General features: G+C 66.4%; 24 protein-coding genes. 16 read left to right on the forward strand and 8 right to left on the reverse strand.

Annotated elements, in window-relative coordinates; genetic code table 11:
- The first annotated feature begins 36 nt into the window (after window positions 1-36).
- Window positions 37-1,140: a phosphoribosylformylglycinamidine cyclo-ligase gene (gene purM / locus ABIR17_RS05160; RefSeq protein WP_348003301.1), complete on the forward strand. Its 1,104-nt coding sequence runs from the start codon at window positions 37-39 to the stop codon at window positions 1,138-1,140.
- Here the strand turns inward: purM and ABIR17_RS05165 are convergent.
- On the reverse strand, window positions 1,137-1,985 hold the full coding sequence (locus tag ABIR17_RS05165; protein ID WP_348003302.1) for a helix-turn-helix transcriptional regulator: 849 nt from the start codon (window positions 1,983-1,985) through the stop codon (window positions 1,137-1,139). The genes purM and ABIR17_RS05165 overlap by 4 nt on opposite strands.
- Before the next feature lie 82 nt (window positions 1,986-2,067).
- Here ABIR17_RS05165 and ABIR17_RS05170 point away from each other — a divergent pair, with 82 nt between their 5' ends.
- Complete coding sequence (locus ABIR17_RS05170; RefSeq protein WP_348003303.1) at window positions 2,068-2,763, forward strand: SDR family NAD(P)-dependent oxidoreductase; 696 nt, start codon at window positions 2,068-2,070, stop codon at window positions 2,761-2,763.
- A gap of 25 nt (window positions 2,764-2,788) precedes the next feature.
- On the opposite strand, the gene ABIR17_RS05175 is transcribed toward ABIR17_RS05170, so the two are convergent.
- On the reverse strand, window positions 2,789-2,992 hold the full coding sequence (locus tag ABIR17_RS05175) for a DUF3073 domain-containing protein (protein ID WP_348003304.1): 204 nt from the start codon (window positions 2,990-2,992) through the stop codon (window positions 2,789-2,791).
- A gap of 114 nt (window positions 2,993-3,106) precedes the next feature.
- Here ABIR17_RS05175 and ABIR17_RS05180 point away from each other — a divergent pair, with 114 nt between their 5' ends.
- From ABIR17_RS05180 to ABIR17_RS05225, 10 genes are all read left to right on the forward strand, one after another.
- Window positions 3,107-4,228, forward strand: a complete 1,122-nt coding sequence (locus ABIR17_RS05180; RefSeq protein WP_348003305.1) for an NAD(P)-binding domain-containing protein — start codon at window positions 3,107-3,109, stop codon at window positions 4,226-4,228.
- A gap of 25 nt (window positions 4,229-4,253) precedes the next feature.
- The gene (locus tag ABIR17_RS05185; protein ID WP_348003306.1) at window positions 4,254-5,024 is read left to right on the forward strand and encodes an IclR family transcriptional regulator; all 771 of its coding nucleotides are present in this window, start codon (window positions 4,254-4,256) and stop codon (window positions 5,022-5,024) included.
- A gap of 125 nt (window positions 5,025-5,149) precedes the next feature.
- On the forward strand, window positions 5,150-6,226 hold the full coding sequence (locus ABIR17_RS05190; RefSeq protein ID WP_348003307.1) for an amidohydrolase family protein: 1,077 nt from the start codon (window positions 5,150-5,152) through the stop codon (window positions 6,224-6,226).
- Window positions 6,223-7,245, forward strand: a complete 1,023-nt coding sequence (locus ABIR17_RS05195) for an ABC transporter substrate-binding protein (protein ID WP_348003308.1) — start codon at window positions 6,223-6,225, stop codon at window positions 7,243-7,245. The genes ABIR17_RS05190 and ABIR17_RS05195 overlap by 4 nt, the downstream gene beginning before the upstream one ends.
- 84 nt (window positions 7,246-7,329) lie before the next feature.
- Window positions 7,330-8,142 (forward strand): ABC transporter permease, encoded by an 813-nt coding sequence (locus tag ABIR17_RS05200; protein ID WP_348003309.1) that lies wholly within the window; start codon window positions 7,330-7,332, stop codon window positions 8,140-8,142.
- A complete protein-coding gene (locus tag ABIR17_RS05205; protein ID WP_348003310.1) occupies window positions 8,139-8,969 on the forward strand; it encodes an ABC transporter permease in 831 nt (276 codons plus the stop codon). The genes ABIR17_RS05200 and ABIR17_RS05205 overlap by 4 nt, the downstream gene beginning before the upstream one ends.
- A gap of 9 nt (window positions 8,970-8,978) precedes the next feature.
- Window positions 8,979-9,785 (forward strand): ABC transporter ATP-binding protein, encoded by an 807-nt coding sequence (locus ABIR17_RS05210; protein WP_348003311.1) that lies wholly within the window; start codon window positions 8,979-8,981, stop codon window positions 9,783-9,785.
- A 32-nt stretch (window positions 9,786-9,817) separates the two neighbouring features.
- Window positions 9,818-11,305 (forward strand): aldehyde dehydrogenase family protein, encoded by a 1,488-nt coding sequence (locus ABIR17_RS05215; RefSeq protein WP_348003312.1) that lies wholly within the window; start codon window positions 9,818-9,820, stop codon window positions 11,303-11,305.
- Window positions 11,302-13,089, forward strand: coding sequence for a thiamine pyrophosphate-requiring protein (locus tag ABIR17_RS05220; protein WP_348003313.1), 1,788 nt, complete (start codon window positions 11,302-11,304; stop codon window positions 13,087-13,089). Before ABIR17_RS05215 ends, ABIR17_RS05220 begins: the two co-directional genes overlap by 4 nt.
- Window positions 13,086-14,132 (forward strand): amidohydrolase family protein, encoded by a 1,047-nt coding sequence (locus ABIR17_RS05225; protein ID WP_348003314.1) that lies wholly within the window; start codon window positions 13,086-13,088, stop codon window positions 14,130-14,132. The genes ABIR17_RS05220 and ABIR17_RS05225 overlap by 4 nt, the downstream gene beginning before the upstream one ends.
- 41 nt (window positions 14,133-14,173) lie before the next feature.
- Here ABIR17_RS05225 and ABIR17_RS05230 read toward each other — a convergent pair whose 3' ends face one another.
- From ABIR17_RS05230 to ABIR17_RS05240, 3 genes are read right to left on the reverse strand one after another with little or no spacing between them, the layout of a single operon-like run.
- Window positions 14,174-14,524 carry a CrcB family protein gene (locus ABIR17_RS05230; RefSeq protein WP_348003315.1) on the reverse strand — a complete coding sequence of 117 codons (351 nt, stop codon included), beginning with the start codon at window positions 14,522-14,524 and terminating at the stop codon, window positions 14,174-14,176.
- Window positions 14,521-14,916: a CrcB family protein gene (locus ABIR17_RS05235; RefSeq protein WP_348003316.1), complete on the reverse strand. Its 396-nt coding sequence runs from the start codon at window positions 14,914-14,916 to the stop codon at window positions 14,521-14,523. The genes ABIR17_RS05230 and ABIR17_RS05235 overlap by 4 nt, the downstream gene beginning before the upstream one ends.
- Complete coding sequence (locus tag ABIR17_RS05240; RefSeq protein ID WP_348003464.1) at window positions 14,913-16,919, reverse strand: APC family permease; 2,007 nt, start codon at window positions 16,917-16,919, stop codon at window positions 14,913-14,915. Before ABIR17_RS05240 ends, ABIR17_RS05235 begins: the two co-directional genes overlap by 4 nt.
- A 140-nt stretch (window positions 16,920-17,059) precedes the next feature.
- Here ABIR17_RS05240 and ABIR17_RS05245 point away from each other — a divergent pair, with 140 nt between their 5' ends.
- Window positions 17,060-17,698 (forward strand): hypothetical protein, encoded by a 639-nt coding sequence (locus ABIR17_RS05245; protein ID WP_348003317.1) that lies wholly within the window; start codon window positions 17,060-17,062, stop codon window positions 17,696-17,698.
- On the opposite strand, the gene ABIR17_RS05250 is transcribed toward ABIR17_RS05245, so the two are convergent.
- A complete protein-coding gene (locus ABIR17_RS05250) occupies window positions 17,695-18,312 on the reverse strand; it encodes a PadR family transcriptional regulator (protein ID WP_348003318.1) in 618 nt (205 codons plus the stop codon). The genes ABIR17_RS05245 and ABIR17_RS05250 overlap by 4 nt on opposite strands.
- Window positions 18,309-19,199: a DUF4097 family beta strand repeat-containing protein gene (locus ABIR17_RS05255; RefSeq protein WP_348003319.1), complete on the reverse strand. Its 891-nt coding sequence runs from the start codon at window positions 19,197-19,199 to the stop codon at window positions 18,309-18,311. The genes ABIR17_RS05250 and ABIR17_RS05255 overlap by 4 nt, the downstream gene beginning before the upstream one ends.
- Window positions 19,200-19,316: 117 nt before the next feature.
- On the opposite strand from ABIR17_RS05255, the gene ABIR17_RS05260 reads away from it, so the two are divergent.
- Window positions 19,317-20,072 (forward strand): MerR family transcriptional regulator, encoded by a 756-nt coding sequence (locus ABIR17_RS05260; protein WP_348003320.1) that lies wholly within the window; start codon window positions 19,317-19,319, stop codon window positions 20,070-20,072.
- On the opposite strand, the gene ABIR17_RS05265 is transcribed toward ABIR17_RS05260, so the two are convergent.
- Window positions 20,069-20,818: a hypothetical protein gene (locus ABIR17_RS05265; protein WP_348003321.1), complete on the reverse strand. Its 750-nt coding sequence runs from the start codon at window positions 20,816-20,818 to the stop codon at window positions 20,069-20,071. The genes ABIR17_RS05260 and ABIR17_RS05265 overlap by 4 nt on opposite strands.
- Window positions 20,819-20,913: 95 nt before the next feature.
- On the opposite strand from ABIR17_RS05265, the gene ABIR17_RS05270 reads away from it, so the two are divergent.
- Together ABIR17_RS05270 and ABIR17_RS05275 are read left to right on the forward strand one after the other, a co-directional pair.
- On the forward strand, window positions 20,914-22,335 hold the full coding sequence (locus ABIR17_RS05270; protein WP_348003322.1) for a PLP-dependent aminotransferase family protein: 1,422 nt from the start codon (window positions 20,914-20,916) through the stop codon (window positions 22,333-22,335).
- A gap of 132 nt (window positions 22,336-22,467) precedes the next feature.
- Window positions 22,468-25,542, forward strand: a complete 3,075-nt coding sequence (locus ABIR17_RS05275) for an efflux RND transporter permease subunit (protein ID WP_348003323.1) — start codon at window positions 22,468-22,470, stop codon at window positions 25,540-25,542.
- Window positions 25,543-25,632 lie beyond the last annotated feature (90 nt).

The raw sequence follows: 25,632 nt of genomic DNA on the forward strand, positions 1-25,632 counted from the left end.
CGCCCGATACCCTGGCTTCGTGGTGACGACTTCGTGGTGACGACCCAACGCGACCCGTACGCCGAGGCCGGCGTCGACACAGCCGCGGGAGACCTAGCTGTCGAACTGATGAAGTCGGCCGTCTCGCGCACTCACGGCCCCAACGTGCTCGGCGGCGTGGGTGGGTTCGCCGGCCTTTACGACGTCTCGGCGCTCACGGCGTTCCGCAAACCGCTGCTCGCCACCAGCACGGATGGCGTTGGCACCAAAGTCGCGATCGCTCAGGCACTCGACATCCACGACACGATCGGCCAAGACCTCGTCGGCATGGTCGTCGACGACATCGTCGTGGTCGGCGCGAAGCCGCTGTTCATGACCGACTACATCGCGTGCGGCAAGGTCGTCCCCGAACGCATCGCCGCCATCGTCACCGGCATCGCGGCAGCCTGCGCGGCCACCGGTACCGCCCTCGTCGGTGGCGAGACGGCCGAACATCCGGGACTGCTGGCCGAGGACGACTACGACGTCGCAGGGGCCGCCGTCGGAGCCGTCGAAGCCGACGCAGTACTCGGCCCCGACAAGGTGCGGCACGGCGACGTCGTCATTGCCATCGCGTCGAGCGGACTGCACAGCAACGGCTTCTCGCTCGTGCGACAGATCCTCAGCCGGCGCGGCACGGCGTTCACCGACGAAACCCCGGAGTTCGGCGGCGTTGTCGGCTCAGCGCTGCTGGAACCCACCCGGCTGTACACGACTCCGCTGCTGCGGCTTCTCGACGAAATCCCGGATGCCGTGCATGCCCTGTCCCACATCACCGGGGGTGGGATCGCGGCGAACCTCGCGCGCGTGCTGCCCGACGGCTCGTGGGTGGAACTCGACCGCTCGACCTGGAGTCCACAGCCGGTGTTCCGCATCCTCAGCTCGTGGGGGGGCCTCGACCTGGAAGACACCGAGGGTACCTGGAACCTCGGCGTCGGGATGATCGCGATCGTCGCCCGCGAGGCCGCCTCGGCCGTGACTCACGCCCTCACGGCATCCGGTCTGCCCGCCTGGGTCGCCGGACGCGTCACGATCGGCTCACACGACCTCGACGGTTTCGTGCAGGGTGCAAAAGGTGTGAACGGCGGCGCCGTGCGCCTGGTCGGTTCCTACGCAGGTTAGGGCTTGGCCTGCGCCTCCGTCGATGCCGTGACGCTCAGGGTACTCAGTCGCCGGGCATCCTCCGAGCCCGGCTCAGCTGTGAAGACGACGACGTAGAGCTCTGATTCGGGAACCGCGAGAACGTCGCAGTCGACAGCGATTGTGCCAGCTCTGGGGTGGTTGACGGTCTTTCTCATGGAGTGATGGGCCGCGACGTCACCGCAGTCCCAGAGGTCGGCGAAGCGGCTGTTTCGTCGCGCCAGCTCGTCGCACATCTGGGCTAGCTCGGTTTCGGCAGGGAAGCGGTCGACGGCGCGACGTAGATCGCACACGATGTCGTGCTCGAACTCAGCCAGCGCCGACGGGGTATGGCCCACGGTCGTCAAAGCGTCCGTGAAATGCCGCCAGACGTAGTTGCGACTTCGCGGTTCCGTCGCGGTCGGGTCGCCCAGCAGGGCTGCCCACAATGGATTCCAGTAGACCATCTCCCACGCAAGGGTGCAGACGATCGCGGCGGTCGTGCCCGAAAGCCGGTCGACGATTCGCGTGACCCCGGGGGTCACAGCCCGGGGAATGCGTCCCTCGTCGGGAGCAGCCAGTCCGGCGAGAACGAAAAGATGCTCGCGCTCGGTCTCAGACAAGTCGAGCGCGCGAGAAATCGCGAGGAGTACCTGTTGCGATGGGTGAGCGGAGCGGCCTTGCTCCAACCGGACGATGTACTCGACGGACGTGCCCGAAAGCGAGGCCAGTTCCTCGCGCCGCAAACCGGGAGTCCTCCGCCGAGGAGTGCGCGGGAGGCCGACGTTTTCCGGCTGTGCCCGTCGTCGCCACGCGCGCAGAGTGCGGGCGAGGGGCGCTGAGTCCATACGGACAGTGTGGTCCTGCTCCGGCTCAGGGTAGTAACGGTGTTCCCTGGATGCGATCGCAGCCTCCCGGCACTGTGAGGGGATGACTATTTCATTGATTACCGGCGCCAACAAAGGCCTGGGTTTCGAGACCGCTCGCCGACTCGCGGGTGCGGGCCACACGGTCTACGTCGGAGCGCGAGACTCGTCGCGGGGCCAGTCTGCGGCGCAGAGCATCGGCGCCCGCTTCGTCCAGCTCGACGTCACTGACCAGGAATCGGTTGACGCTGCCGCTCGTGCCATCGAGCAGGCGGAGGGACACCTCGATGTACTCGTGAACAACGCCGGCATTGGGGGTCCGTATCGTCCCGCGCCCGAGATCGGCGGAACTGAGATGCGCGATGTTTTCGAGACCAACGTCTTCGGAGTTGTGCGTGTGACGCAGGCGTTCATTCCGTTGCTTGAGAGGTCAGCGAATCCGGTGATCGTCAATGTCGGGTCGTCGATCGGCTCGAAGGCGCTGGTGATGAACCCGGATCGGATCGAGTCGACACTCCCGGTGCTGGCCTATGGAGCGTCCAAGGCGGCGCTGGTAATGGTGACGCTGCAGTACGCCAAGGCGCTGCCGTCGTTCAAGATCAATATCGTCGAACCGGGATTTACTGCCACCGACTTCAACGCCCACCGCGGACCGCAGACGGTCGAGGAAGGCGCTGAAATCATCGTCAGGATGGCGAACCTCGACCGGTCCGGACCGACCGCGACCTTCCAAGATCGCCACGGAACGCTCCCGTGGTGATCGATGACCGACTCGGCCGTCCCGACTAGGCGGTCTTCGACTCCGGCGCGTCCTCATCGGACTCGACGTCATCGGGTGTGATGTATTCGGCCCACTTGGCGAGGTCTTCCTCGAGTCGTGGATTGCCTCCAAGCTCCTCCTGAAGGGCACCGTAGTTGGTGTCCGGGGAGAAGTACTTGAGGTCGCGAGCCACCTTGGTGTGCTTCGCTTTTTGACGGCCGCGCCCCATGCGTGACCCCCTTGATCTCAGGTTGCGAATTGACTGAAAAGACTGCGGATGACTCTAGCACGCAGCCCATTGAGCGCCTTCGGCGGCTGTGACCAAGCCGGGTAGCCTGAGCGGGTGGCAGACTCCGACATCGACACCTCGGTCGTCATCGTCGGAGCTGGGCAGGCGGGCCTCTCCGTTGGCTACTACCTCCGTCGCCTCGGCCTCGATCCCGGCAACGAATTCGTGATGCTCGATCGCGGTCCGGGAACCGGTGGAGCCTGGCAATTCCGGTGGGAGGCCCTACGTCTCGGCTACGCCCACCGGGTTAACGATCTGCCCGGGATGGATGAGCTCGGGGTCAGCTTCGACACGGCCGACAAGGCCGCGCCCGCGAAAGACGTCGTCTCGGACTACTACGCACGGTACGAGGAGCACTACGGGTTTCAGGTGGTACGTCCCGCGGCCGTCACCGAAGTGCTCGATACCCCGGACGGGTTCAACGTCACGTTTGAGGGCGCGCACGGATCGCGTGAAGTGTCGTGCCTCGTCGTGGTCAACGCGACCGGAACCTGGGGCTCCCCGTTCGTGCCGTACTACCCGGGTATGAACGACTTTCGCGGTCGGCATGTGCACACCGCGGACTACGTGGATGCCGAAGAGTTTCGCGGGAAGAACGTTGTGGTCGTCGGCGGAGGCACGAGTGCGATCGGTTTCCTCATGGAGCTCGAGGGTGTGGCGGACGAGGTCACCTGGGTCGCACGTCGACCGATCGAGTACCTCGAAGGCAACGACCTCAATATTGAGGGTGGGCTGGCGGCGGTCGCCCTGCAAGACGACGCGGCACGCGATGGCCGCGCGCTGCCGAGCATCGTGAGTACAACCGGGATGCCGCGCAGCCGTCGGGTGCAGGCGGCAATCGATCGCGGGTTGCTCGTCGCTCGCCCGATGTTCTCCTCGATTGAGCCGACCGGCATCCGGTGGTCGAACGGTGCATTTCGCCCGGCGGACGCGATCATCTGGTCGACGGGGTTCCGCCCCGAACTGCGGCACCTGTCACCTCTCAAGTTGCGCGAGAAGAGCGGCGGCATCACGGTGGGCAAGAACGTCTCATCGAAGAACCCGCGCATCTTCTTTGCTGGCTACGGCCCCACAGCATCGACGATCGGTGCGAACCGGGCGGGACGTTCGATCGCCCGCCAGGTGGTAGCGACCCTCAGCACCCTCGCCGATACCCGGCGCTCACCCGGCGGCTGAGCTGACGACGGTTTATCGTCAACGAATGGCGATGGAGCAGTCAGCGGGACCTCGACATCCGGTCAACTCCGTCGATCACGCGCTGCAACTTCTTCTTCTGCTGCGCGACGAACCTGACCTCAGAGTGACGACCGCCGCCCGACGGATCGGCGTCTCGGCGTCGACAACGCATCGACTCTTGAGCACCCTCGAGCACCGCGGGTTTGTCACTCAAGATCGCATCACTCGGGCTTATCGCGTGGGCCCCGCGCTGATCGAGCTCGGCTTCTCAAGCACCCGCGCGATCGACCTCCGCGAGGTCAGCGAGCCCTACCTGCGCGCGGCCACAATGCGGATCGGAGAGACGGTGAACGTGCTCGTGCTTCAAGACGATTCGGTGCGTTTCGTCGCTGGCTTCGAGGCGGATCAACGCGTTCGCACCCACGTGCTCACCGGCACCCTGTTGCCGGCGTACGCGACCTCGGGCGGAAAGATCCTGCTCGCTGAACTGTCAAAAGAGGCGTTGCGCTCGCTCTACCCTCGGGGCCTCCGGCGTTTCACGTCGCACACGAAGACCTTCACTCAGCTCGTCGACGAGCTAGCGCTGGTGCTGATGCGTGGGTACGCGATCAATCACGAGGAGAGCGTCGAAGGACTGACAGCGGTCGCGGTTCCCCTCCGGGATCGCGGGGGCGCCACGATCGCGGCCGTCGCCATGTCGGCCCCCAGCGACCGCCTTCCGCCGCGCCGGGTGCGGGAAGTCGTCGTGGAGTTGCGGGAGTGTGCTGCCGGGATCCGTTCCCGCCTCCCGGGCTGAACTGTCGCGTCGCGATTCCGTCCTGCGGAATTTGGACGGACGTGGGGTTTACCGGGGCACCGCCATTTGATTGTCTCCGTTTCACTCCGGTTGCGACGAAGCGCCGGGGGGAAGGGACGTCCTCGATGAAGATCGACGCTTTCTGCCACGTGCTTCCGGCGGCATATGCCGAACGACTGTTCGCGATCACCGACAGTCCGGTGGCGCGCAATGTCCAGAAGCGCGTGAGCGGAGTGCCAGCCCTCGTCGATCTTGACGAACGCTTCAGAGTGATGGACCAGTTCGGGGCCGACTACCGGCAGATCATCAACACCGCAGCCCCGCCACTCGACGACCTGGGGCCACGTGAGCGCACCGCCGAACTCGCGCGGATCGCGAACGACGGGATGGCGGAGCTCGTGGCCGACCACCCCGACCGGTTCGAGGGCTTTTGCGCCGCGGTCGCGCTCGACGATGTCGACAACGCCATAGCCGAGGCCGAGCGGGCGTTCGACCAGCTCGGAGCCGTCGGGGTGCAGATCTATACGCACGTCGGCGGTGGCCCGATGGATCAGGAGCGGTTCTTCCCGTTCTTTGAGGCTGTCGCGCGGCGCGGCGACAAGATGATTCAGGTGCACCCCTGCCGCGACTCGAGCTGGAGCGACTACAAGACGGAAGAGCGTTCCAAGTTCGAGATCTGGTGGACGCTGGGCTGGGAGTACGACCTGTCGGCGTTCATGTCGCGCCTGGTCTTCGCGGGGATGTTCGAGCGGCTGCCCGACATCAAGATTCTGATCCACCACGGGGGCGCGATGATCCCCCATTTCGCGGGGCGGATCGGACCCGGATGGGACCAGCTCGGCTCTCGCACCCCGGCCGACCAGGCGGAGGACATCGCGGGTTACCCGCTCACCCTCCGACCGATTGACTATTTCAAGAAGTTCTACGTCGACACCGCGTACTTCGGTGCGGGCGACTCGATGCGCACGGCAATCAGATTCTTCGGCGTCGATCACACGTTGTTCGGCTCCGATACGCCGTTCGACCCCGAGAAGGGGCCGGGCTATATCCGGGACACGATCGCGAATCTTGAGGAGATGGACATCCTTGACGACGTCGATCGCGACCGGATCTACCAGGGCAATGTGACCCGCCTTCTGGGTCTGAGTGACAGCACCACGCCTGCAACATCCCATGCTGTAAAACCGGAGGTTTCATCATGAGAAAGTCCCCTGTACGTCGCTGGAGCGGCATCGTCGCCGCCGCCGCGTCGCTCGCGCTCCTCACCGCCTGTGGCACGGGCCCGGATATCGGCGGCAACGCCGGCGCAACGCCGGGCGCACCGGAGAAGTCGTCGCTCACCATCGCGATCAACCCCTCGACGCAGTTCGCCCCGCTCTACTACGGCATCCAAGAGGGCATCTTCGAAGCGCACGGGCTCAAGCTCGACATCGTGCCGCAGACCGACATCGCCGCAATCGTTTCCGGCTTGGCGAGCGGAACCTACGACTTCGGATTTGCGACCGTTGTGCACGTGGTCACCGCGAACGCGAACGGCATCCCGATTCGTGCGGTAACGACGATCGAGGGCCAGATCCAGGCCGATGATTCGGGCACCGTCACGATCGCCTCGGCGGCTTCGGGGATCACCGGGTTCGGAGATCTCGCAGGCAAGCGCGTGGCGACGGTGGGTCTCTCGTCACACAACACGCTGACGATGTGGGAGCTCGCTGATCGTGCCGGCGTCGACACCACGACGATCCAACTCGTGCAGCTGCCGTTCGGGCAGATGGCTGCAGCGCTTGCCAACGGCGACGTGGATGCGGCGGTCATGCAGTGGCCGTTCGCGGGCGACGCGATCAAGGCAGGTGGCGTCGAGCTCGGCTACAACAACCGGGAGCTCTTCGAAGGCTCGTCGACCACGCTGTTCAACACCTCGCAGTCGTTCATCGACCAGAACCCGAACACCGTTCAGGCCTTCGCGGATGCCATGGCCGAGTCGATCCGCGGGGCGACTGAGCACGTGGACGTGGCCAAGCAGGCGCTCGTCGACGGCATGGGCATTACCCCGGAGCAGGCTGCGAATGCGCGCTGGAACATCGGGGGCGATCCCACTCTCACCCTGAGTGGCTTCACGACCGCCCGCGATCTCCTGGTGAAGTTCAGCACCGACGCGTCGGCGAAGGCGGCCCTTCAGAATCTCGACGTCTCAACGGTCGTCTGGCCCGGAGCGCTGAAGTAAGCAGTCACGCTGAAGTAAGGATGAGGTGGGGGGTTTCCTCCGGGAAGCCCCCCACCACCCGTTCACATTCCTGAGAGGCCAACGATGCGCAAGGCAGCGGGCTCCTGGCTGACCTGGACTCTGCCGATCCTCACGATCGGCGCGCTCCTGGTCGCCTGGCAAGTCGCCACGGCCAGCGGTTCGATCAGTCCCACTCAGTTCCCGACCATGACTGACACGATGGAGGCGCTCGCGCGCGAAGTCCGCACCGGTCGAATATGGCCGGCGGTGGGCGCGACCATGTTGGGGTGGGCGATCGGGATGGTCATCACGATCGTTCTCGGGCTCCTTGTCGGCACGGCGCTCGCGTTTAGCGCGTTCGCCCAGCGCAGCGCCGCCCCCGTGATCGAGATCTTCAAAGCCATCCCCGCAATTGCGATTCTGCCGATCGTCATCCTGCTCGCGGGGTCGACGCTGCCGATGAAGGTCTTCCTCATTTTTTTCGCGGCGTTCTGGCCGTTCGTGATCCAAGTGATCTACGGCGTGCGGTCGATGGACCCGATCGTTCTCGACACCGCGCGGGCGCTCGGCGTGCGGGGTGTGCGCCGGTTCTTGACGGTCAGCATCCCGAGCGCCTCGCCCTATCTCGTGACGGGGATGCGGATCGCCTCGGCGCAGGCGCTCATCCTGTCGATCGTCGCCGAACTCGTCGGGGGTGCGCCGGGCATCGGACGCAACATCTTGCTCGCCCAGAACACCGGCGTCGAGGCCTACCCGACGATGTACGCCTACATCATCGTCGCGGGCGTGCTCGGCGTGCTGCTGACCGGCGCATTCTTTCTGATGGAGAAGAAGGTCATGCACTGGCACGAGTCGCAGCGCAACATCCGGGATTCCAACAAGGCGGGTGCGGCATGACGAGGCTGACGACGAGCGCGGTGCCGACCGTGCTCCCATCCCGTAGTCGCTCGGGGGTGCGCCGGGTTCTGTCCGCGCTGGTACCGCTGTGGCTGCCGGTGCTGCTCATCGCCGCGTGGTGGTTCGCGTCGGCCAGCAGCAAGTCCCCGTTCTTCCCGCCGCTTCACGACATCCTGGTCGAGACCTGGAATCAGTGGGTCGTCTTCGGTGCGTGGGCCAACGCGGTGTCGAGCTTGCGCAACCTCCTTCTCGGCTACCTCGTCGGCACGCTGATCGGCATCATCGGCGGCTCGCTGCTCTGGCGGGTGCGCTACCTCCGTGTCGCGGCAAATCCTCTGATCTACTTCCTCTACGTTCTGCCGGCACCCGCGCTGCTGCCCGCGATGATCGCCATCTTCGGGATCGGCGACGTCCGTCAGATTGCCCTCATCGCGCTGGGCTCGATCTGGCCGACGCTGCTCAACACTCTCGACGGCATGCGCGGAATCGACACCGTCAAGTTCGACACGGCTAAGGCGCTGCGGCTCGGCGGCTGGCGCACCTATTGGCGACTCGTACTTCCGGGAGCCGCGCCGCAGATCGCCGCAGGGCTGCGCGCGAGCCTCACGATCGGCATCGTGCTCATGGTCGTGAGCGAGATGGTCGCGGCCCAATCGGGCATCGGGTTCTTCATCCTGCAGGCGCAGGCCGAGTTTGCCATCAAGAAGATGTGGACGGGCATCCTCGTCCTTGCCCTGCTCGGCACCGTTCTCAACTACCTGTTCGTGTTCGCCGAACGTCGCGCGCTGCGCTGGTACTACCGTTCGCGCGCACTCGGATCGTCGTAAAGGAGCCTCATGTCGTCAACTTCAGCCACCCCGACCGCCACCGAAACGGTGCTCGCCGTCGAAGGTCTGCGCAAGATCTACAACGAGGGAACCGACCACGCCAACATGGCGATTGACGACGTCTCGTTCCAGGTCTCGAAGGGCGAGTTTCTCTGCATCGTTGGCCCGAGTGGCGCGGGAAAGACGACCCTGTTGCGCTGCATCGCCGGCCTCGCGCCAGCCAGTGCCGGGCGCGTGACCTTCGAAGGAAAGCCGCTCTCGAATGTGCCGGAGCAGCTGGGCCTCGTCTTCCAGGACTACGGGCGCTCGCTCTACCCCTGGCTGACCAACGGCGGGAACGTCGCCCTTCCGTTGGCGGCTCGGGGGGTGCCGCGGGCACAGCGCGCCGCGCGGGTTGCCGAGTCGCTGCAGAGCGTTGGCCTCGGGCACGTCGAGAAGACATACCCCTGGGAGCTGTCCGGCGGGATGCAGCAGCGGGTCGCCATCGCGCGCGCCCTGTCGTACCGCCCCGAACTGCTGCTCATGGATGAGCCGTTCGCGTCGGTCGACGCGCAGACCCGGTTCGACCTCGAAGACCTCATCCTGCAGGTGCGTCGGGACCTCGGCATCACCGTCGTGCTCGTGACGCACGATATCGACGAGGCGATCTACCTGAGCGACCGTATCGTCGTGCTCTCGAAGAACCCCAGCGTGGTGCGTGAGGTGGTCGACGTCCCCCTCGGCGATAAGCGCTCGCAGGTGGAGACCCGCTCAAGCGACGCGTTCCTCGGATTGCGCAACCACCTGCTTTCCCTAGTCATGCCGAAAGACGAGTGAGCGCCCCGGGGCGTCACAACGAAAGGACGATGATGTCGACGATCGAAACGCGAACCGACCCGATCGAAACCGGGCACTGGATCGGCGGAGCAGCCGTCGCGGGTGACCGCACCTTCGAGGTGCGCAACCCGAGCCGGCTCGCCGAAGTGGTCGGTATCGTCGCCGAAGGCACGTCTGCCGACGCCGTGGCCGCCGTCGACGCGGCAGCCGCTGCCGCATCCGCCTGGGCCGCGACGTCGGTGCAGGAACGGGCCGCGCTGCTGCTGCGCATCGCCGACGCGATCGACGCGAACGCAGATCGCTTGATCGATCTGACGACCCGCGAGAACGGCAGCGTTGTCACGACGATTCGTCGCGAGGTGGGCGCCGCCGCCGACTCGTTCCGCGATGTCGCCGCCTACCTGCCGCGGGTTCTCGACGACACCACGGTCGCCGGTGAGGGGGAGGGCACCTTCGTGCGGGTCGAGCGCAAGCCCTACGGCGTCGTGGCCTGCGTCGTGCCCTGGAACGCCCCGGTGCTGCTGACCGCGAACAAGATCGCGCCCGCGATCGCCGCCGGCAACGCCGTCATCCTGAAGCCCTCACCCTTCGCCCCGCTTGGCGTCTCGCTGCTCGCTGGGCTCGCCGCCGCCGAGCTACCCCCGGGTGTGCTCAACATCGTGAACGGTGAGGCCGAGGTCGTGCGGGCGCTGCTCGACGACAGCCGCGTGCGCAAAGTCTCGTTCACGGGAGGCGGCGCGACCGCGCGGCACATCATGCGGCAGGCTGCGGATTCCCTGCTGCCCGTGCATTTCGAGCTGGGCGGCAACGACCCGGCGGTTGTGCTCGAAGACGCCGATCTCGCCGAGACCGTCGACCGGATCGTGCTGTCGGCCTATCGGCGGGCCGGCCAGGTCTGTTTTGCCACCAAGCGCGTGTATGTGCCGCGGTCGATCGCGGACGAGTTCCGGCGGTTGCTCCTCGCGCGCGTCGACGCGATGGCCGTCGGCGACGCCGCCGACGAGCGCTCCACGATGGGTCCCGTCAACAACGCCGGGCAGTTCGAGCGCATCCAGCGCCTTCTCGAGAGCACGAGGGCTGCCGGCCGGGATGTTCGCGTCCTCGGCTCGAAGGTCGACCCCGACACCTGGGACGACGGGTATTTCCTCCTCCCCGCGGTGGTGCTCGACGCCCAGCACGGCGACGAGGTCGTGCGTGAGGAGCAGTTCGGGCCGATCCTGCCGATCATCGTCTGCGACTCGGAGGAGCAGGCGATTGCCTGGGCCAACGACACCGAGTACGGGCTCTGCTCGTCGGTGTGGTCGAGTTCCCCCGAGCACGCGGTCGAGGTCGCGGGTCGCATCGAAGCGGGGGTGACGTTCGTCAACAGCGCCATGTTCTCGGCCACGGGAACCCGGGAGATCCCGATGGGCGGCTGGAAGCAGAGCGGCATCGGCTGGGAAGGATCGCCGCACGGAATTGAGGAGTATCTGCAGTTCCACAGCATCGACGTTCACGCGCTCCCCGCGCGGTCGGCGTGAGCAGCCCCGAGCGCTCTGCCGGCGAGCTGTCGGCCGGGGCGCTGCTCGTCGACGCGCTCCGGGATGCCGGCGTCACGCATCTGTTCGCCAACTTCGGCAGCGACCATCCCGCGATCATCGAGGCGCTCGCCGTCGACCGCGAAGCTGGCCTCGATACCCCGACCGTCATCCTCTGCCCGCACGAGGCCACCGCGCTGAGCGCGGCGCACGGCTACGCCGCCGTGACGGGCCGTCCGCAGGCGGTGTTCGTGCACACCGACGTCGGCACCGCCAACCTCGGCGGTGCGGTGCACAACGCGGCCCGCTCGCGGATTCCGGTGTTCGTCTTTGCCGGGCTCACGCCGTACACGCTCGAGGGCGAACTGCCGGGCGGGCGCAACACCTTCGTCAACCACCTTCAAGATGTCGCCGACCAGCACGGTCTCGTGCGGCCGTACGTGAAGTGGAGTTACGACATCCGCACGGCGGTAAACGTGCCACAGATCGTTCACCGCGCACTGCAGATCGCGCAGAGCGCGCCGGCCGGACCGGTGTACCTGACGGCCGCCCGCGAGGTGCTCGAAGAGCGCGCCCCTGCCCCCCAACTCGCCCTGCGGCAGTGGGAGCCGATCGCCCCAGCCCCCGCACCCGAGGATGTCGTCGACGAACTGTATGCGGCCCTCGCCCGCGCCGCGCACCCGGTCGTCATCACCACCTACCTGGGCCGCCGCCACGAGAACGTCGCCCGACTCGTGTCGGTCGCCGAACGGCTCGGGCTCGCCGTCGTCGAGTACAACGCTGAAGTACTGAACTTTCCGCGCGATCACCGCCTGCACGCGGGCGACGACCCGCACCGCCTCCTCGCCGACGCGGATGTCATCCTCGCGATCGACACCGACGTGCCGTGGGTCGACGTGCTCGGCCGCCCGACGCCCGACGCCGCCGTCTTCGTCGTGAACGAGGATCCGCTGCAGGAGTCGCTGCCGCTCTGGTACATGCCCGCCGATCGCTTCGTGCGTGCCGATGCGGGAATCGTGCTGGCCCAGCTGCTCGAACGGTGCGGTCCCGGTCCTGCGCCGGCCGCGGTTTCCCGCGCGGAGGACATCGAGCGGGAGGCCCGCGTCGTTCGCGAAGCCTGGGACGCCGAGGTGGCGGCGGATGTCTCTGCCCGGCTGCTGACCCCCGCGAGCGTCTCGCATGTGCTCGCCGGTCTCATCGACGATGACACGATCGTGCTCAACGAGGCGATTTCTGCCGCTCCGGCGGTCTGGAAGCACCTCCCCCGACGCCTGCCGGGAACCCTCTACGGCAACCGCGGCACGTCGCTCGGCTGGTCGGGTGGGGGTGCTCTCGGGGTGAAGCTCGCCGCCCTCGATCGCGCCGTGGTGAGCATCGTCGGCGACGGCACCTACTTTCTCGCCGAGCCGGCCTCGGCGGCCTGGATCGCGCATCACTACGGGCTTGCCGTGCTCACGGTCGTGCTCGATAACGGCGGCTGGAACGCGACGAAGCGCAACCTCGAGCGCCTTCATCCGAAGGGCGTCGCCGCGCGCACCGACCGGTACTGGGTCAATCTGCAGCAGAGCGCCGACTACGGCGGGATCGCGGCAGCGGCAGGCGACGCCTGGAGCACGATCGTCACGTCGTTCGACGCCCTCGCTGAAGCGTTGCGCGAGGGTCTGAAAGAAGTGCAAGGCGGCAGGTCAGCTGTCGTGACCGTGCGCCTCACCCCCATCTCCGGTCAGCCCGACGAGGCAGTCCGCACCGAAGCCAACCGCTCTGCGACCGAAAGGCACGCCCCGTGACCCCCAGTAACCGTCAATATCTGCGCATCGCGACGGAGGAAGCCTGGGCTCCCCCCGAGCTCATCGACCTCTACCGACGCCACCTGTCTGAGAAGACGATCGACGACATCGGCTTCGGCAGCTTGATGGGCTACTTCCTCGGCTCTGACCATCCGCAGCCGCAGGCCGTCGCCGCCCGATTGCAGGGTGCCGCTGAGGGGCGTCTGGCCGACATGGACTCCGCCGGCATCGACCACCAGGTGCTCGCCGTCACAGCACCGGGCACGCAGGTGCTCGACGCGCAGGAAGGCGCCCGCATCGCGCGCCTCGCGAACGACCGGCTCTCGCAGATCGTGCAGGCGCATCCGACTCGGTTCTCGGCGCTCGCCGCGGTCTCCTACGAAGACGTGGATGTCGCGGTCGCCGAACTGCGTCGGGCGGTTACCGAACTCGGCCTCAAGGGGCTGATCCTCAACGACCACATCCGTGGGTCGTACATCGACGATCCGCGCTTCGCCCCGCTGCTGGCGACCCTCGAGGAACTCGATGTGCCGCTCTACCTGCATCCGAACACCCCGCCCAACAGCATGATCGGCCCCTACGCCGAGGCCGGCCTCGACGGGGCGGTACTCGGCTTCGGGGCGAGCGCAGGTCTGCATCTGCTGCGCATCGTGACCGCCGGGATTTTCGACCGGCATCCGCGCCTGCGTCTCGTAGTCGGCCACCTCGGCGAAGGCCTGCCGTTCTGGCTGAGCCGCATCGACCACATGCACGGCAAACAGGTGCGCGCCGGACGCTACGAGCAGATCAAGCCCCTGCGGAAGCCGGTGTCGGACTACTTCCGGTCGCACATCTGGTTGACGACCTCGGGGATGCCGTGGGCGCCCGCGATCATGTTCACCCGTGAGGTCGTGGGGGTCGATCGGGTGATGTACGCCATGGATTACCCGTATCAGTTCGACGCCGCCGAGGTGGCGGCTCAGGATGCGCTGCCGATCAGTGATCCCGAGAAGGCCGACTTCTTCGAGCACATCGCTCGGAAGGTGTTCGCGCTCGACTTCTGACCGAATCTGCGTGACGGCGCCGTGTCCCAGCCGGCGGGAACTCAGCCGAACAGGGCGAGACCGAGCATCCACCCGATGGCGGCGGCGGCGAGGCCGAGCGCCAGGTTGGCGGAGATGCTCACGACCGCTGAGCGCCAGCGCTGGGTCAGGAACATTTGCACGGTCTCGACGCTCAGGGTGCTGAACGTCGTCAGCCCGCCGGCGAACCCGGTCACGGCGACCAGTGCCAGGTCAGTGTGGATCGCGAGGCCGGCCACCAGCGACCCGACCACGTTGACGAGCAGAACGGGCCACGGCCACGACGCCCGGGCGCCGGCGCGGCCGACGAGGTAGCGGGCCGCTGATCCGGCCGCTCCCGCCAGCACCACGAGCACCACCAGCAGCGGCGTCATTCGTCGATCCCCATCGGGGGTGGCGCAGCGGCCGCCGGTGCGCCAAGTCGGAGGCCGAGCCCTGCGGCCGCGAGGCCCACGACGATCGATGCGGCGACGTAGAGCACCGCCGTCGCGCCGACCCCTTCGACGGTCAGCTCGACGGTCGACACGGCGAGCGCTGAGAAGGTCGTGAAGGAGCCGAGCAACCCCGGCCCAAGCCCGGCGCGTACCCAGCCCGGCGCCACAGGCCACACCCGCGCGACGAGGACGGCCAACAGGAACGACCCGACGACGTTGACGATCAGCGTCCCGATGGGGAACGCGGTTCCGCCGTGCGGCAACAGGGTGTCGACCAGCAGGCGCAACCCGGTGCCGATTGCTCCGCCGATCAGGACGGCGATCAGACTCACGTGGCCGGAGGCGGCTTCGTGGGGCCGCCGCGCTTGACCTCGCGCTTGATCGGTCGAGGGCGCACGGGCTCACCGCGGCGATCCTGACCGGGGAGCGGGCGCGAGCGTCGACCGTAGATCATGTCGGAGGAATCCAAAAGCCAGGGAACGAGGGCGATCACGACGCCGTGCACGAGCATCAGTTTGTGTCGGATGCGGCGGGCCTTGTGGTTGTGCAGCACGTTTTCCCACCAGTGCCCGACGATGAACTGGGGCGTGTAGATCGTGATGACTTCGGAGCCGTGTTTCTCGCGCCGCGCCTTCAGGTACTTGATCAGGGGTGCGCTGATGTCGCGATAGGGCGACTGCAAGATGTGCAGCGGCACCTTGATGTTGTGCGACGCCCAGTCCAGGTCCAGTCGATCGGCGGCGTCGTCGTCGATCGCGATGTGCACGGCTTCGATTGAGTCGTGGTTCGCCGCGATCGCGTAGTCGAGTGCCTTGAGAACCGGCTTCTGCAGGCGGCTCACGAGCACGATGGCATGGTCGCCGGTTGCGCCAAAGGTGGTCTCGGCGTCCACAGAAATTTCGCGGTCGACATCCCGGTAATAGCGGTTGACCCCGAGCATCAGGAACCACAGAATCGGCATCACGACGAAGACGATCCACGCGCCGTGGGTGAACTTGGTGATCGTGACAATGACCAGAACGCTGAAGGTCATCGTCGCGCCGATGAGGTTGATGATGAGGCTGCGCACGATCGCGCCGGTGCCGCCCGCGCCATTGCGGATCAGCCGGATCCAGTGGCGCACCATGCCGGTCTGGCCGAGGGTGAATGAGACGAAAACGCCGATGATGTAGAGCTGGATCAGTGACGTCAGGTCGGCTTGGAACACCGCGAGGATGGCGATCGCGGTGATCGACAGGGCGATCACGCCGTTGCTGAAGATGAGGCGATCACCGCGGGTCGACAGCGACTTGGGAGCGTACTTGTCGGCGGCGAGCACGGAGCCCAGCAGCGGGAAGCCGTTGAACGCTGTGTTCGCGGCGAGCAACAGCACCGCGGCGGTCGTCGCTTGCACGATGAAGAACGGCAGGGATTGATTGCCGAAGGTCGCGGAAGCGATTTGCGCGACCATGCTGCGCTGCGGGTCGGTCGTGCACTGCACCGCAGCGGCGTGCAGCGCATCGGTGCAGTCGAGGTAGCGCACGCCGGTGATCAGGGCGACAGCGACGAGTCCCGAGAACAGCAGGATGGCGGTGCCGCCCATGATCATCAGCGTCTGTTGGGCGTTCCTGATCTTCGGGCGACGGAAAGCCTGCACGCCGTTGGCGATCGCTTCGACACCGGTGAGGGCCGCGCATCCACTCGCGAAAGCGCGAAGAAGCAGCAACACGAAAGCCGATTGGGCGAGGCTCGTGCCGTGAGCCTCGATGCCGACACTTTCCGCGACGGGGGCATCGCCGAGGAAGGTGCGCACCAGCGCGACGATGATCATGATCGCGATTGACCCGATGAACAGGTAGGTCGGCAGGGCGAAGGCGTTACTCGATTCGCGCACGCCGCGCAGATTGACCGCTGCGAGGATCACGACGAACCCGATCGCGAGCCACACCCGGTACGGGTCGAGGAAGGTGAGGGCCGAGATGATGTTGTCGACCCCGGACGCGACCGACACGGCGACCGTCATGACGTAGTCAACGAGGAGCGCGGCCGCGACGATGAGGCCGGCCTTTTCGCCGAGGTTCTTGCGCGCGACCTCGTAGTCGCCGCCCCCGCTCGGGTAGGCCTTGACCAATTGTCGGTAGGAAAGCACGACGACGATGAGGAGCACTACAACGCCCGACGCGACCCACGGGCCGTAGGCGAGAAAGCCGAATCCACCGATCAGCAGGATCATCAGCAGCTCTTGCGGTGCGTACGCGACCGACGACAGCGGGTCGCTCGCGAAGATCGGCAGCGCGAGGTGCTTGGGCAGCAACTGCCCCTCGAGTTTCTCGGAGGGGAGAGGTTGGCCGATCAGCCAGCGTTTGGCGACGCGGGTTCCGTCACCTGAACCGTCGCTGCGGTCCGGGGGAGGCTCCTGGTCAGGCACGGCGTCACGTTACTCCACGGGGCGGCTTTTCAAGTGCTTATGATCAAGCAGTGACACATGATCCTGCGGTGAAACGGCCACGCCGCCGCCGGTGGCCCTGGATCGGGGGCGCGGTCCTGGCGCTCATCCTGGCTGCCGTCGCGGTGATCGCGGTTCCGATCCTCACCCACGTCGATCAAGGCAGTTCGCACCAGCAGCCCTCGACCGAGCAGTGGCCGCCCCAGGCGACGGCGAAAGGTGACGACGGTCGCGAACGATCGATCAGCATCCACTCGGTCGAGCCGGGCGGCGCTGTCGACACGTCAGCTCTGGTGCCCGGCGACCAGTTCGTCGTGAGCGGCACCGGGTACGACCCGTCGCGCGGAATCTACGTGGCGATCTGCGCGATCCCGACGAACTCGTCGGTGAAACCGGGTCCGTGCCTCGGCGGTGTGCCGAATCAGGATCCGGTGCAAGTTCCCGCGGGGACCATCCAGTTCGCGCCGAGCAACTGGATCAACGATGACTGGGCATGGAAAATGTTCGGCGCCCGCTCCTTTGATGACCACGACTCAGGGTCGTTCACCGCGTACCTCGAGGTTCCCGCAACCTCCGACGGCAAAGTTGATTGCCGTGCCGTCGCCTGCGCCCTCTACACGCGCAACGACCACACGGCAGCCGCCGACCGAGTTCAGGATGTCTACATCCCTCTCGGCTTCGCCGGCTAAGCGCGCAGACTCGCGACGATCTGCTTGCGAAGGTCGCGAAGACCGTCACTGAGGATGCGAACGGTCTCATACGGGAGATGACCGTCAGCGACCTCGGCCCGCAGGTCGGCCCGGATGTCAGCCCGGAACTCGGTGATCGCGCTCTCGGCCTCATGAAGACGAACCCGCGCTTCACTGCGCGGGTCGACAAAGATCGTCGTGCGCCCGGCCGTCGTCGCTTCGCTACGCGCTTCCCGCGCCGCCGCCGCGAGGTCGGCCCGCAAGGTGCGCATCGCGTCATTCACCGAGGCGCGCACCTCGTCGGCAAGCCGTCGCACCGAGTCGGTGAATTCGGTTTCGATTCCCGGGAGTTCCGGTTCACGTTCGACGAGTTCGGCGCGGCCAGCATCCGTGATCGCGTATATGGTCTTACGGCCGTCCGCCTGCTTGGTGACCAGACCCTCTTCTTCTAGCTTTCCGAGCCGCGGGTAGATCGTTCCGGCGCTGGGTGAGTACGTGCCGCCCGACCGATCGCTCAGCGCCTGGATGATCTCGTAGCCGTGCATCGGCTGCGCATCGAGGAGTTGCAGAAGGTACAGCCGCAGGTGCCCGTGCGCGAAGACTGCGGGGCTCACGCCGGGGTCTCGGCCGTCGGTACCGTCGCGGTCACGGTGGGGGAGTTGGCGTCGTGCGAAACGCCGTCGTGCGAAACGCCGCCGTGCGAAACGCCGCCGTGCAAGACACTGACGTCGCCGCTCACCGTGTTGGCTTTGAAGTCGACCCACTGACCGTCGAGCATGCCGAACTTGCCGGTGAACCGCCCGCGTACCCCGCGGATCGAGGAGTCATCGAGCTGTAGCTTTCCAGCAACTGTGCTGATGGTGTAGCCGGTCGCGACCTCGGGCTCCAGGCGAGCCGTCACGTTGCCGCTGACCGTATTCACCTTGACCGAGTCGGGCACGCCGACCAAGTCGAGGAAGACTTCCCCGCTCACGGTGTCGCTGGTGTAGCTGAGAATCTTCCCGCTCGCGGTGGTGTCGCCGCTCACCGTATGTGCGACGACTCTGCCGTCGTGATTGCGCACCGTCAGGTCGCCGCTCACGGAGTTCAGTTGAAGGTCGCCCGTGATTCCGTCGGCGACGATGTCGCCACTCACCGTGCTGAGGCTGGCATCGTGCCGCAGGCCTGTCACGAGGGCGCTCGCGCTCACGACGCCGAGTTTGAGGGCGATGTCGCGCGGAACAAGAACGCTCACGTCGGCGCGCGCGGCGCCGGGACGCAGGTTGCGAAAGACGTCGAGCCAGTTCTCCCAGGAGATCTGGGCGTGATCGATCTCGAGGTTCTCGCCGTCGGCGGTGATGCGGATGTCTTTGCCGCTCACGGCATGCACTTCGATCCGCACGACCGGCTCGTCGTGCGCCAGGACATCCACCTGGCCGGCGATCATCCCGATGCGCAGACCACGGATGCCGTCAACCTCGATCGTCTTGGGCCCATCGACGAGCCATTTCTGCTGGGACATTTTCCGGCCTCTCTCGCGATATATCGCGTGTGTCGAAAGTCACGATATATCGCGAGTGGACATCGCGCAAGCTTCGGGCTTGACATTGACGCTGCGTCAACTTCTAGGGTCGAAGGCATGGAGTGGAGCATTCAAGACATCGCCAAACTCGCCGGCACTACGAGCCGCGCGTTGCGTCACTACGACGAGAGGGGGCTGGTGCCGCCAAGTCGGATCGGCGACAACGGGTACCGGTACTACGACGCCGACGTGCTCGTGCGCCTGCAACGGGTGTTGCTGCTGCGCGAGCTCGGCCTCGGCATCCCGACGATCGCAGAGGTGATGACGGGTGAACGCGACGACGTGCACGCCCTGGGCGTCCACCTGACCTGGCTCCGCGAGGAGCAGGGTCGCATCGACCGGCAGATCGCCAGCGTCGAATCCACCATCAACACCCTGAAAGGAGGTGAGAAACCGATGGCAGAAAACATGTTCGATGGCTTTGACCAGACGCACTACCGCGCGGAGGTCGAGGAGCGTTGGGGCAGGGACGCGTCCGACGCGTCCGAGGCCTGGTGGCGCGGGATGTCGGCCGCCCAGAAGGTCGACTTCCAAGACGACTCAGTCAGCCTCATGGCGGACTGGGTGGATGCTGGCGGCCGCAACATCGACCCGGCGAGCGACGAAGCACAGGCCCTCGCTGCCCGGCAGTACGAGTGGTTGCGCGGCATTCCCGGTGTTCCCGAGGATGCCGCCGGCCCGACGAAGGACTACTTCGTCGGGCTCGGCGAGATGTACGTCGCCGACCGGCGCTTCGCGAAGAACTACGGAGGCGAGGCTGGAGCGGGATTCGTGCGTGACGCGATGAAGGTCTACGCCGAGCGCAACCTCTAGCGCAGCGCCCAGTCAGTCGCCGAGCCGGGCGAGCGGACCATCTTTCGGTTCGCTCGCTCGCGCTCGAGCCGGTCGGGCAGCGCCTGCGAGTGATCGCGAGAATCGGATGCCGTCGCGGGCTCCACAACAGGCGCCGGCCCGCCCGGAACACGCAGCAGTGGCAGGGTGATGTTCACCATCGGCCCAACGAGGAGCGCGAAGGCGAGGGTTCCGATCCCGACCTGACCGCCCAGCAGGAAGCCGACCACCAACACGCTGAGTTCGATGCCGGTGCGCACGATCCAGATCGGCCATCCGGTGCGTTTGTGAACGCCGGTCATCAGCCCGTCGCGCGGACCGGGCCCGAAGCGGGCGCCGATGTACAGGCCGGTCGCGATTGCGAGCACGACCAGACCGGACGTGAAGACCAGAACCTGAAAGACCGGAGCGGTCTGCTGCGGGATGAACGCGAGCCCGAGCTGCGCGCTCGGTCCGATGAGCAGCACGTTGGCGATGGTCCCGACACCCGGGCGCTGGCGGATCGGGATCCAGAGCAGGAGCACCGCGGCTCCGACGATGTTGACGACGAGCCCGAACGGGAGTCCGGTCTGCCGGGTGATTCCCTGGGCAAGAACATCCCAGGGTGCGACGCCAATACCGGCACGCAACATGAGGGCCAATGCGAGGCCGTAGAGCGCAAGCCCTACCAGTAGTTGGGCGATCCGACGGGTCCACACGAGGTGAGACGCGGAAAGTGGAGCGGACATGGCTCTATTCAATCGAAAAGTGGACTTGGAGCAAGAGACCAATTCGGCTAGCGTGGCTTGTATGACCACGGTGCTTGCATGATCACGGTGCTTCCATGACCTCTGTGTCGGCCCGCGCACTCGCGGCACTCATCCTCGGTTGGCGCGATCACGTGAGCGGCCCGGCCTACGGAGCGCTCGCTGATCGCATCCGGTTGCTCATTCTCGACGGCCGCTTGGCGCTGGGTGCTCGTCTGCCGGCCGAGCGCGAGCTCGCAGCCCAGCTGCAGCTCAGTCGAACGACGGTCTCGGCGGCCTACGCCGACCTGCGCGACGGCGGGTATCTCGACAGTGTGCGCGGTTCGGGCAGCGTCGCCCGGCTCCCCTCACGGGGCGGGTACCAGCACGACGTCCTGGCCGTCGACCAGCTCGACTTCAGTAAGGCGGTGTTGCCCGCGCATCCTGCTGTCGCCGACGCTGCCCAGCGTGCGATGTCGCACCTCTCGTCGTTCCTCGGCGAGTCGGGATTCGACGTGCTCGGGCTCAGGGTTGCGCGGCAGGCGCTCGCCGACCGCTACACCGCCCGCGGACTTCCAACCGATGCCGACGAGATCCTCATCACCGTCGGAGCGCAACACGGGATCGCGCTGCTCGCCAACACCCTGCTCTCGCGCGGTGACCGCGCCATCGTCGAGTCGCCCAGCTACCCGCACGCCGTTGAGGCGCTGCGAGCGGCGGGGGCACGCCTCTCGACTGTTCCGGTCACCGCGGAGGACGGGTGGGATGTCGCCGTGCTCGAGCAGTCCTTTCAACGCACCAGCCCCGTGCTGGCGTACCTCATGCCCGACAGTCACAACCCGACCGGCGCCACGATGCCCCTCGCGCTGCGTGAGCAGGTGGTCGCACTGGCGGCCGAGCAGGGCACGACTCTCCTGATCGACGAAACCATCGGCGGGTTGGAACTCGACGGCCAAACGCCGTTACCGCCGTTCGCGACGCTGGGCCGTGCCGTGATGCTCGGCTCGCTCGGCAAATCGGTGTGGGGCGGTCTCCGGGTGGGATGGATGCGCGCCGACCGCGAACTCATCCAGCGCGTCGCGCGTCGCCGCTTCGCGACTGACCTCGGTACCCCGGTCTTCGAGCAGCTGATCCTGGTCGAGCTGCTCCCGGAGTTGGATCGCATCCTCGCCGACCGTCGGGTCTATCTGCGTGCCAGCCGGGACCACCTCGCGAAACGCCTGGCCGAAGCCATCCCGGAGTGGCGGATGCCGCATGTCACGGGCGGGATCGCCGCCTGGGTCAACATCGGTCTCCCGATCTCATCCCAGGTCGCGTTGGCCGCCCGCAGCCACGGTCTGGTGATCGCAGCCGGGTCGCGCTTCGGGGTTGACGGTCTCTTTGAACGCTTCCTGCGCATCCCGTTCACCTATCCGCCCGACGTCATCGATCGCGGCGTCGAGGCGCTCGCGGCCACCTGGCGCAGTGTCGCGCGATCGCCGCTCAGCCTCCCCGACGGGGAGTACGCGCAGGTCATGTAGATCCCCGGGGTTCTCAGCGTTCTGTCAGCTGGTTTCATCCCTCGGGAGTATCCGGATGCCGAGTGCGGTTGGGATACTGACGCGAGTGCACGACGGCGTGCATCCCACAGCATCTCTAGAGGAGAGTCCGTCGTGCATCTGTTGTCGGTGTTCAGTCTGCGCAACCGCGCACTCATCGCCCTGCTTACTCTCGTCGTTGCCCTGTTCGGTGGTGTCGCGCTCAGCACGCTGAAGCAGGAGCTGTTCCCGTCGGTCACGCTGCCCCAGCTCGCTGTCATCACCCAGTACCCCGGCGCGAGCCCGGATGTCGTCGAGCACGACCTCTCGACGCCGATCGAAGCCGCACTCCAGTCGGTTCCCGGCATCGACTCCACCTCGGCGACGTCGACAGCATCCCTCTCGAACGTTTCCGCATCCTTCGTCTACGGTACCGATCTGACGACCGTCGAGCAGAAGGTGCAGCTCGCGATCAACCGCATCCAGGGACTTCCGGATGGCGTTGACCCGCAGGTCATCACCGGATCGATCGCCGACTTCCCGGTGATCGTCATCGCCGTCACGAGTGACCTCTCCCAGGATGAACTCTCGACCCGGCTCGATCAGACGACCGTCGGCGACCTGACCAAGCTTCCTGGGGTCCGCGACGCGAGCGTGCTCGGCTCGACCGGCCAGCGCATCACCATCACGCCGGATGTCGACAAGCTCGCCGCGGAGGGCTTCAGCTCGCAGTCGATTCGCGACGCCCTGTCGGCGAACGGCGTGCTGCTGCCCGAGGGCACCATCACCGAGGGCGATCAGACCCTGGTCGTGCAAGCCGGCGTGAAACTTGCCACCGCCGACGATGTGGCGGCTCTTCCCCTCTTGGGCGGACGCGTGCAGGCAACGATCGGCGACCTCGCGGAGGTGACGACGACCGACAACCCGGTGACCGGCATCTCGCGGGTCGACGGCAAGCCGGCGCTCACCATCTCGATTACGAAGACCCCGAGCGGCAACACCGTCGACGTTTCGCACGCCGTCACCAATGCTCTCCCCGAACTTCAGGATGCCCTCGGGTCGAACACGAAGTTCACCGTGGTGTTCGACCAGGCGCCGTTCATCGAGCAGTCGATCAACTCGCTCGCGACCGAAGGCGGACTGGGGCTGCTGTTCGCGGTGATCGTGATCTTCGTCTTCCTGTTCTCGATCCGCTCGACGATCGTGACCGCGATCAGCATCCCGGTCTCGGTGCTGCTGACCTTCATCGGGATGCTGGCCTCCGGCTACTCCCTCAACGTGCTGACCCTCGGTGCTCTGACCATCGCGATCGGTCGCGTCGTCGACGACTCGATCGTCGTCATCGAAAATATCAAGCGCCACCTCGGGCTCGGTGAAGCGAAGATGGATGCCATCAAGACCGCCGTGCGCGAGGTCGCGACCGCGGTCACCGCATCCACAATCACGACCGTCGCGGTCTTCCTGCCCCTCGCGCTGGTGACCGACATCACGGGCGAGCTCTTTCGCCCGTTCGCCCTGACCATCACGATCGCCCTGGCTGCTTCGCTCTTCGTGGCCCTGACGATCGTGCCGGTGCTCGCCTACTGGTTCCTCAAAGCACCCGCCGCGGGATCACGTGAAGCGATGCCCGAAAAGGATGAACTCGCTCACCCGACGCTGCTGCAGCGTGCGTACCTGCCGATCATCCGGTGGACGCTCAAGGTTCCGGCTGTCGTCATCATCGCCGCGCTCGTGGTGCTGGCGGGCAGCGGTTGGCTCGCGACGAGGCTGCCGACCAACTTCATTGGGAACAGCGGTCAGAACACGCTCAATGTCACTCAATCGCTTCCGGCCGGGTCGAGCCTCACGGCGCGGGATGCTGCCGCCAAGGTCGTTGAAAACGCCCTAGACGGCGTCGACGGCATCGACACTGTGCAGGTCTCGATCGGCTCAGGCGGCAACTCGTTCGCCGCCCTGCTCGGCGGCGGCGGCAACACGAGGTTCTCGATCACGACGGACCCCGCAGTCAACCAGGACGCGCTCAAAGCCACCGTCAGCGCCAAGCTCGACGCCCTCGATCCGGCGCAGGCCGGTGAGGTCGCGATCGGCAGCGGCTCAGGCGGCGGCTTCGCGTCGAGCGACATCAAGATCGACATCGAGGCGCCTGATCAAGCGACTCTGATTTCGTCGACCTCCGACATCCTCGACGCCGTGAAGGCGCTTGACCTTACCCAGCAGGCCGAGAGTGACCTCTCGCAGAAACTGCCCTACATCGCGATCCAGGTCGACCGCGAGAAGGCGGCGGCCGCGGGGTTGAGCGAGGCCGCGATCGGCGGCATCGTCGCCAACTCGATGCTGCCGGCACCGATCGGTTCGGTCATCGTCGGCAACGCGACGCTGCAGGTCTACATCGCCGACCCGCGCGCCCCCTTGTCGTTGCAGGAGCTGCAGGACTTCAAGATCCCCACCCGCACGGGTCTGGTACCGCTCTCCGACCTCGCGACCGTTGAACAGGTCGAGGGTCCGTCGAGCATCTCCACGATCCGTGGCGTTCGCGCCGCGACGATCACGGTCACCCCGAACAGCCAAGACATCGGCACCGCGTCGGCCGACCTGCAGAAGGCCCTCGACGGGATGACCCTGCCGGGAGGTGTCACCGCGAAGCTCGGCGGCGTCACGGCCGATCAGGCGTCGGCGTTCTCGCAGCTCGGACTCGCGCTGCTCGCCGCCATCCTGATCGTCTACACGGTCATGGTCGCGACGTTCCGCAGCCTGCGGCAGCCGTTGCTGCTTCTCGTTTCGGTACCGTTCGCGGCGACCGGCGCGATCCTGCTGCAGCTCGCCTCCGGCATCCCGCTCGGGGTGCCCTCGATCATCGGTGTGTTGATGCTGGTCGGCATCGTGGTCACCAACGCGATCGTGCTGATCGACCTCGTTAACCAATACCGGGCGCGAGGGATGACGGTGCCCGAAGCGGTGATTCACGGCGCCGCCCGACGTCTGCGGCCGATTCTGATGACCGCGCTCGCAACGATCTTCGCCCTCATCCCGATGGCGATCGGATTGACCGGGCACGGCGGGTTCATCTCCCAGCCGCTCGCGATCGTCGTGATCGGCGGACTCGTCTCGTCGACACTGTTGACGCTCGTCGTGTTGCCGTCGCTGTACACGCTCGTCGAGGGTGCCAAGGAGCGTCGGGATGCGCGCCGCGCAGCCAAGGCCGCATCCTGACCTTGCTCTTTCGCAAATGACCGAACTCGGGTATCGTCGGTAGGTCGGCTCTCGACACGCGGTCTTTCCGCGAGCTTCACTGTTGCGTCG

Source organism: Pseudolysinimonas sp. (assembly GCF_039912695.1).
In the GTDB taxonomy this organism is placed as follows: domain Bacteria; phylum Actinomycetota; class Actinomycetes; order Actinomycetales; family Microbacteriaceae; genus Pseudolysinimonas_A.

Coding starts and splice junctions, on each gene's coding strand:
- ABIR17_RS05165 (WP_348003302.1), bottom strand. CDS start 1,985: ATGGACTCAGCGCCCCTCGCCCGCACTCTGCGCGCGTGGCGACGACGG.
- ABIR17_RS05170 (WP_348003303.1), top strand. CDS start 2,068: ATGACTATTTCATTGATTACCGGCGCCAACAAAGGCCTGGGTTTCGAG.
- ABIR17_RS05175 (WP_348003304.1), bottom strand. CDS start 2,992: ATGGGGCGCGGCCGTCAAAAAGCGAAGCACACCAAGGTGGCTCGCGAC.
- ABIR17_RS05185 (WP_348003306.1), top strand. CDS start 4,254: ATGGCGATGGAGCAGTCAGCGGGACCTCGACATCCGGTCAACTCCGTC.
- ABIR17_RS05190 (WP_348003307.1), top strand. CDS start 5,150: ATGAAGATCGACGCTTTCTGCCACGTGCTTCCGGCGGCATATGCCGAA.
- ABIR17_RS05195 (WP_348003308.1), top strand. CDS start 6,223: ATGAGAAAGTCCCCTGTACGTCGCTGGAGCGGCATCGTCGCCGCCGCC.
- ABIR17_RS05200 (WP_348003309.1), top strand. CDS start 7,330: ATGCGCAAGGCAGCGGGCTCCTGGCTGACCTGGACTCTGCCGATCCTC.
- ABIR17_RS05205 (WP_348003310.1), top strand. CDS start 8,139: ATGACGAGGCTGACGACGAGCGCGGTGCCGACCGTGCTCCCATCCCGT.
- ABIR17_RS05210 (WP_348003311.1), top strand. CDS start 8,979: ATGTCGTCAACTTCAGCCACCCCGACCGCCACCGAAACGGTGCTCGCC.
- ABIR17_RS05215 (WP_348003312.1), top strand. CDS start 9,818: ATGTCGACGATCGAAACGCGAACCGACCCGATCGAAACCGGGCACTGG.
- ABIR17_RS05230 (WP_348003315.1), bottom strand. CDS start 14,524: ATGACGCCGCTGCTGGTGGTGCTCGTGGTGCTGGCGGGAGCGGCCGGA.
- ABIR17_RS05255 (WP_348003319.1), bottom strand. CDS start 19,199: ATGTCCCAGCAGAAATGGCTCGTCGATGGGCCCAAGACGATCGAGGTT.
- ABIR17_RS05260 (WP_348003320.1), top strand. CDS start 19,317: ATGGAGTGGAGCATTCAAGACATCGCCAAACTCGCCGGCACTACGAGC.
- ABIR17_RS05265 (WP_348003321.1), bottom strand. CDS start 20,818: ATGTCCGCTCCACTTTCCGCGTCTCACCTCGTGTGGACCCGTCGGATC.
- ABIR17_RS05270 (WP_348003322.1), top strand. CDS start 20,914: ATGACCTCTGTGTCGGCCCGCGCACTCGCGGCACTCATCCTCGGTTGG.